At 74.7% G+C, this 6,214-nt stretch carries 7 protein-coding genes and 1 pseudogene; 1 reads left to right on the forward strand and 7 read right to left on the reverse strand.

The window, feature by feature from the left end:
- The 3 genes and pseudogenes from DZF91_RS41740 to DZF91_RS43060 all read right to left on the reverse strand — a co-directional run.
- Positions 1-307, reverse strand: a 307-nt coding sequence (locus DZF91_RS41740) for a DUF305 domain-containing protein (protein ID WP_235834076.1), incomplete at its 3' end; no start/stop codon positions are given.
- Positions 304-681 carry a carbohydrate-binding protein gene (locus DZF91_RS39420; RefSeq protein ID WP_158587848.1) on the reverse strand — a complete coding sequence of 126 codons (378 nt, stop codon included), beginning with the start codon at positions 679-681 and terminating at the stop codon, positions 304-306. The genes DZF91_RS41740 and DZF91_RS39420, both read right to left, overlap by 4 nt.
- Positions 639-1,076, reverse strand: a pseudogene (locus DZF91_RS43060) (lytic polysaccharide monooxygenase); the annotation flags it as partial. The pseudogene DZF91_RS43060 and the gene DZF91_RS39420, both read right to left, overlap by 43 nt.
- Between DZF91_RS43060 and DZF91_RS41750 the strand changes: the two are divergent.
- Positions 1,000-1,194, forward strand: coding sequence for a hypothetical protein (locus DZF91_RS41750; RefSeq protein ID WP_235834078.1), 195 nt, complete (start codon positions 1,000-1,002; stop codon positions 1,192-1,194). The pseudogene DZF91_RS43060 and the gene DZF91_RS41750 overlap by 77 nt on opposite strands.
- A 95-nt stretch (positions 1,195-1,289) precedes the next feature.
- On the opposite strand, the gene DZF91_RS04410 is transcribed toward DZF91_RS41750, so the two are convergent.
- From DZF91_RS04410 to DZF91_RS04425, 4 genes are all read right to left on the reverse strand, one after another.
- Positions 1,290-2,861 (reverse strand): chitinase, encoded by a 1,572-nt coding sequence (locus DZF91_RS04410; RefSeq protein ID WP_199486406.1) that lies wholly within the window; start codon positions 2,859-2,861, stop codon positions 1,290-1,292.
- A 442-nt stretch (positions 2,862-3,303) separates the two neighbouring features.
- Entirely contained in the window at positions 3,304-3,510 is a 207-nt protein-coding gene (gene bsaP, locus DZF91_RS04415; protein WP_117356214.1) for a biotin synthase auxiliary protein BsaP, read from the reverse strand.
- A gap of 12 nt (positions 3,511-3,522) precedes the next feature.
- The gene (locus DZF91_RS04420) at positions 3,523-4,869 is read right to left on the reverse strand and encodes an acetyl-CoA carboxylase biotin carboxylase subunit (protein WP_117356215.1); all 1,347 of its coding nucleotides are present in this window, start codon (positions 4,867-4,869) and stop codon (positions 3,523-3,525) included.
- Between the two features lie 267 nt (positions 4,870-5,136).
- Positions 5,137-6,214: HD-GYP domain-containing protein (locus DZF91_RS04425; RefSeq protein WP_117356216.1), on the reverse strand; the 1,078-nt coding region annotated here is incomplete at its 5' end.

Consider the following 6,214-nt stretch of genomic DNA (forward strand, 5'->3'; position numbering starts at 1 on the left):
GCCAGGCGCGCAGCCGCGCCGCCATCGCCCGCGCCTCGGTGGTCTGCGTGCTCGCGATCGCCGCGGCGAGCCGGGCGACCTCGGGACGCACCGGACGGCCGCGCGAGCCGTCCGCGAGCCGGGCCAGGACCGCGCCCTGACCCTCGTGCGGGGCCATCATCTGCAGGAACATCACATCGGTGGCGTTGAAGCCGTGGCCGCCGCGCGGCGCCGCCGGCGACGCGGAGCCACCGGCCGCTCCGCACCGTCCGAGCAGGAGCAGCGCGCACGCGGCGGCCACGGCGAGGACGGCCCACCGTGCGGTCACTCGGCCCGCCACAACGCCGGAGCGTTCGGCGGCTCCCAGCCCGCGATCGCGGTGTGGCCCTGAAGGCAGGTGTAGCCGGCGCCGCCGTAGGCCACCCGGTCGCCGGGCGCGTAGGTCTTCCCGGCCGTCCAGGTGTCACCGGGCTGCTGCGTCGGCGGCGTCGTGGGTGGTGTGGTCGGGGGCGGGGTGGTCGGCGGGGGTGTGGTGGGGGGCGGGCCGGGCTGGTTCGCGCCTCCGAAGTCGAGGTCGGAGCAGGTGTAGAACGCCTCGCGAGGTCGGAGCAGGTGTAGAACGCCTCGTCGCTGCCGACGACCCGCTGCCAGATCGAGTAGAGCACGTGGCGGCCGGTGCGCTGCGGCAGGTTCAGCGTCCACCGCGTGTAGGTGGACGGGTTCTGGTGGGTGAACGACGCGAGCGGGACGAGGTCGGACCAGCGCAGCGGCTGCGTCGGGTCCCAACCGTCGCGGGTGATGGAGAACTCGAAGTTGCTGTCCTGGTGGGGGGCGGTGGCGTAGTAGGTGACGGTGAGCGGACCGGGCCGGACGGCCCTGGCGGGCCAGTCGGCGCGCTGGAGGTCCAGGCCCCGGTACTTGGCGCGGCCGGCGCTGCACAGCTGGCCGTCCGGGATGATCTCCCTGGACCGTCCGCCCGCGTCCAGCCGGGACACCTCGTTCCAGTCGTAGAAGGGCTGGGTGCCCGCGACCGCGACGGCGGCCTTGCAGGCGTCGGACGTCGGGTGCTCCGGCCCCTCCTGCTCGCACACGAACACGCGGCTGGGCGGGTCGGACATCGTGCCGTGCGCGGACGCGGTCCCGGTGGACGCGCCCACGACGGCGGCCAGGGAGGCCGCGGGGACGGCGGCGACGGCGAGGGCGACCTTCGCGTGAGCGGATCGCATGGTCATCCTTCTCTCGGGGTGGGAGGCGGGGGGCACCGGCGCGCCCGCGTCACGGACGCGCCGTGATCACGGACGCGCCGGGGGTCACGGGAGCGCGTCGAGGTGCGGACGGACCGTCTTGGCGAAGCCGTTGCCGTTCGTGACGTCCCAGTTGATGGACCAGGTCATCGCGCCGCGGATGTCCGGGTAGGTCTGGGACGGCTTGAACGAGCCGCAGTTCGTGCCGCGCGCGAGGCAGTCCAGCGCGCTGTTCACCATGCTCGGCGGGACGACGCCGCCGCCCGCCGCGCCCGGCCCGGCGGGCAGGCCCAGCGCGACCTGGTCGGGCCGCAGCCCGTTCTGCAGCTGGATGCAGGCGAGCGCGGTCATGAAGTCGACCGAGCCCTGCCCGTACACCTTCTGGTCGCAGCCGAGCATGGCGCCGGAGTTGTAGAACTGGGTGTGCACGACGGTGAGGATGTCCTTGATCTTCAGCGCGAGCTGGAAGTAGGACGCCCCGGTGGACTGCATGTCGATCGTCTGCGGCGCCATGGTGATGATGAGGCCCGCGCCGACCTGCGAGCGCAGCGCGCGCAGCGCCTGCTCCATCGCGGCCGGGTTGACGCCGTTCTCCAGGTCGATGTCCACGCCGTCGAACCCGTACGCGCTGATGATCCGGCCCATGCTGGAGGCGAAGGTCGCGGCGGACGACGCGTCCCCGACCTGGACGGTCCCGTTCTGGCCGCCGACCGACAGGATCACCTTCTTGCCCCTGGCGTGCAGCGCGGCGATGTCGGCCTTGAACTGCGCGTCGGTGTAGCCGCCGAGCGCCGAGGACAGGCCGGGGTCGAGGCTGAACGCGACCTCGCCGGGCTTGCCGGTGGCGTCGCCGAACGCGACCGCGACCAGGTCGTACTCGTTCGGGACGTCCGCGAGCCGCAGCGGTTTGGCGGAGTTGACGAAGTCCTGCCAGTAGCCGGTGAGGAAGTGCTTGGGCAGCGGCCCCGTCGCGCATCCCGTGGTCGTGCCGGTGACGGGGGCGCTCGCCGCGGACTCGCCGTTCGCGTCGTACGCCCGGACCGTGTAGGTGTGCGTCGAGCAGGCGGCGAGCCCGGTCACCGTCGCGGTCGTCCCGGTGCCGGTCGCCGCGACCGTGGAGCCCTCGTAGACGCGGTAGCCGGTCGGCGTGCCGGTCCCGGCCGTCCAGGTGAGGGTGAGGGACGTGTCGGTGCGGGCGCTCACCGACGGGGTGCCCGGCGCTCCGGGCCCGCCGGGCGGATTGGTGCCGCCGCCCCCGCAGGACGCGCCGTTCAGCGTGCAGTTGGCGGGCGCCCCTGAGCCGGAGCCGAGGAACCCGAACGTGACCGTCCCGCCGGGCGGGATGGACGCGTTGTAGTCGCGGTTGGTGAACGTGTAGTGCGGCGGGGCCGAGGTGAGCAGGGCGTCCCAGTACGACCCGACGGTCGTGCCCGAGGGCAGGTCGAACGCGACCTTCCAGCCGTTGACGGTCTGGGACGAGCCGTTCGTGAGGGTGAACTGCCCCTGCCACCCCGAGCCCCAGTCGGAGACCTTCGCGAACGTGGCGGTGGGCGTGCCGTCGGCGCGCGCGGAGGACGCGGCGACCGGCACGAGCAGCGCGGCGACCAGCGCCGCGAGGACGGCCAGCGCACGCGGCACCGGCCCCGGACGGAAGGCCGGGCGGGTGCGTCGGCGGAAGGCTGAGCGGGAGCTTGGGCCGGAGCCTGGGTGGGAGCTTGGACGAGGGCGCAACGCGACTCCAGAGGCACGGTGACGACGACGGACGTGAACCCCGAATCCCCGAACCCCGATGGTGCGTCTACTGATCAGTTAGGAAAGTTTCTTTTCAATTAAGCGGCACCGTAACCAGCCGTCCGCCGCCCGGCAAGGGCCGTGCCCCACGCGCGCCGGGACGCCCGCTGACCACTCCAGTTAAGGCACCGAACCAGCTCGCGGCGCCGCCGAACTTTGGCAGATCCCGCCAACGCGAACGCCGCCGGCTTGGCGTGTTCACGCAAGCCGACGGCGTCCGAAGCGCACGGTCCCCGCAGCCCCGGCGGGCGCCCCGGCGCGGGGCGCGGCGGTCAGGGCGGGGGAAGGTTCAGGAGGCCGTCGTCCCGTGCTCGGCGCAGCGGGCCGTCCAGCCGAGCGGCGTCACCTGGACGACCATCCGCCGGCGGCAGCGCCCGCAGTAGCGCGGCGGCTCCAGCTCGCGGGCCGCCCGGCACCCGGCGTGGTCGCCGTCGCCGAGGCCGTCCCCGCACCGGTCGCAGTAGACGTCGGCCTGGTCGTGGGCGGCTGTCTCCACGCGTCCCGCCCCTCAGTTCGACGCCGGACGCATGCGCCCGACGATCCCGGTGTCGTAGGAGCCGGACGCGAACTCCGGGTTGTCCAGCAGCTCGGCCAGGAACGGCAGGTTCGTGGTCAGCGTCCCCTCGATCCGGAACGCCGCGACGGCCGCGCGGGCCCGCTCCAGCGCCGCGGCCCGCGTCTCGGCGTGCACGACGAGCTTGGCGAGCAGCGGGTCGTAGTACGGCGTGACGCTGTTGCCCTCGGCGTACCCGGCGTCGATGCGGATGCCCGGCCCGACCGGCTCCTCCCACACCCGGATGCGGCCCGGACGCGGCACGAAGCGGAACGGGTCCTCGGCGTACACGCGCAGCTCGATCGCGTGCCCGCGGGACCGGACGCCGGCGAACGACACCTGCTCGCCCGCCGCGATCCGGAGCTGCTGCTCGACCAGGTCCAGCCCGGTCAGCGCCTCGGTCACGGTGTGCTCGACCTGCAGCCGCGCGTTCATCTCCACGAAGAAGAACTCGCCGGTCGCCGGGTCGATCAGGAACTCGACCGTCCCCGCGCCCCGGTAGCCGACCGCCTCGGCCGCCCGGATCGCCGCCTTGTGCAGCCCCGGGCGCATCCCGTCCGGCAGGCCCGGCGCCGGGCCCTCCTCGACGATCTTCTGGTGCCGGCGCTGCACCGAGCACTCCCGGTCGCCGAGCGCGACGACCGACCCGTCCGGCCGGCCGAGCACCTGCACCTCGACGTGCCGCGCGCCCCGCACGAACCGCTCCAGCAGGATGTCGGAGCCGGCGAAGAACATCTCCGCGCGGGACCGCGCCGCCGGGTACACCGCGCGCAGCCGCTTCTCGTCGTGCGCGACGCCCATGCCGATGCCGCCGCCCCCGGACGCCGCCTTCACCATCACCGGGTAGCCGATCCGCGCGGCCTCCTCGACCGCGGTCTCCACGTCGGGGACGGGCTCCCACACGCCGGGCGCGACCGGGACCCCGGCCTCCTTCATGAGGTTCCGCGCGTTGATCTTGTCGCCGAGCCGGGCGATCGTGAGCGGCGGCGGCCCCACCCAGGCCAGCCCGGCCGCCTGCACGGCGCGCGCGAAGTCGGCGTTCTCCGCCAGGAAGCCGTACCCCGGATGGACGGCCCGCGCGTTGTGCCGCCGCGCCGCCTCCAGCACGGCGGGCGCGTCGAGATAGCTCTGCGCCGGGACGGGCGGGCCGATGAGCACCGCCTCGTCCGCCTCGTGCACGAACGGCAGGTCGGCGTCGGCGTCGGAGTAGACGGCGATCGCCTTGAGCCCGAGCCCGCGCACCGTGCGCGTGATCCGGCTGGCGATCTCGCCGCGGTTGGCCACCAGGACCGATTCGAACACCTGCTGACACATCCTTCTTCTGATCGGTTCCAGGCCGCGGGACCAACCTAACGGCGCGGGGCCCCCTCGATCGAACCGTCCCGCCGGAAACGCCCGTGGCTAGAGCCGGCCGTGCCGCCGCGTTGGCCTCCCGTTCACCTGCCCACGCCCGTGCCCATGCCCACGCGCGAGCCGTCCGAACGGCCCCGGACCCGGCGGCGCCCCCACAGTGGCGCCGGGGACAGGCGTCGCCTGTGGGCTCGGGCGATCAGTGCGGGGACGCCGAGGCTAGGTGCGGGGGCGGCGGTCCACGACGCGGTTCAGGGCCTCCACCACCGACGGGTCGTACTCGGTCGCCGAGTCGAGCCGCAGCCGCTCCAGGACGGCCGCGCCCCGGTCCCGGTCGGTCGAGTCGCCCACCAGGTCGTCGTAGGCGTTGGCCACCTTGATGATGCGGCTGGCCAGCGGCGGTCCCGGCGGGAGCCGCCCGTCGGTCTCGACCCGGCCGTCCGAGGGCGGCGCGGCGGCGGCGCGGTACGGGTGCGACGAGAGCCGGACGATCCGCGCCACGCCGTCCAGCACCCCGGTCTGCTCGATCACGCCCGCGCCGAGCTCGGCGATGCGCCGCTGCTGGCCCGGCGCGGCCAGCACGGTCGCGCCGCCCGGGATCGGATCGCCGAGCGACAGCTGCCCGATGTCGTGCATCAGCGCCGCGTACTCCAGCTCCAGCAGCTCGCCCTCGGACATGCCGAGCTCGCGTCCCATCGCGACGGCCAGCCGCGCGACCCGGCGCGAGTGGTCCCGCTCCACGTACCCGCCGACCTCGGTGACCCGCGACAGCGCCCGGACGGTCTGCAGGTAGGTCGCGCGGATCCCGGCGTAGCGGCGGAACGCGACCTGCGTGACCAGGATCGGCGCGGTGAACACCGCCAGCGCCACCGGGCCCAGCGCGGTCGTCGCGACCGCGATCAGCATCGCGGTCGCGGCGGTCGCCGCGCACAGCCCGGCCGTCGCGGTGAACTCGTCCCGGACGGCGATCCCGAACCGGGCCCGGACCGCCTCGGCGCGGATCAGCGCGGCCAGCCCGAGGTCGGCGGCGGCGGCCAGCACGACCGCGACCACCATCACCGCGAGCAGCAGCCGCCAGCCCAGGTGCAGGCCGAGCAGCGGGCGGAAGCACAGCGCCACCACCGCGACCGAGATCAGCCGCCGCGCGACGGCGTCCGGACGCGGCGGACGCCCCACCGCCAGGTGCGGCAGCGAGCCGAGCAGCGCCGCGACCGCCGTCACCGCCACCACCTGCAGCGCCGAGTGCGTCGCCGGGACGCCGCCGAACGGCGCGTCCCGCGGCGCGCCGCGCGGCCCG

Source organism: Actinomadura logoneensis, from assembly GCF_003428695.1.
GTDB classification, from domain to species: Bacteria; Actinomycetota; Actinomycetes; order Streptosporangiales; family Streptosporangiaceae; genus Spirillospora; species Spirillospora logoneensis.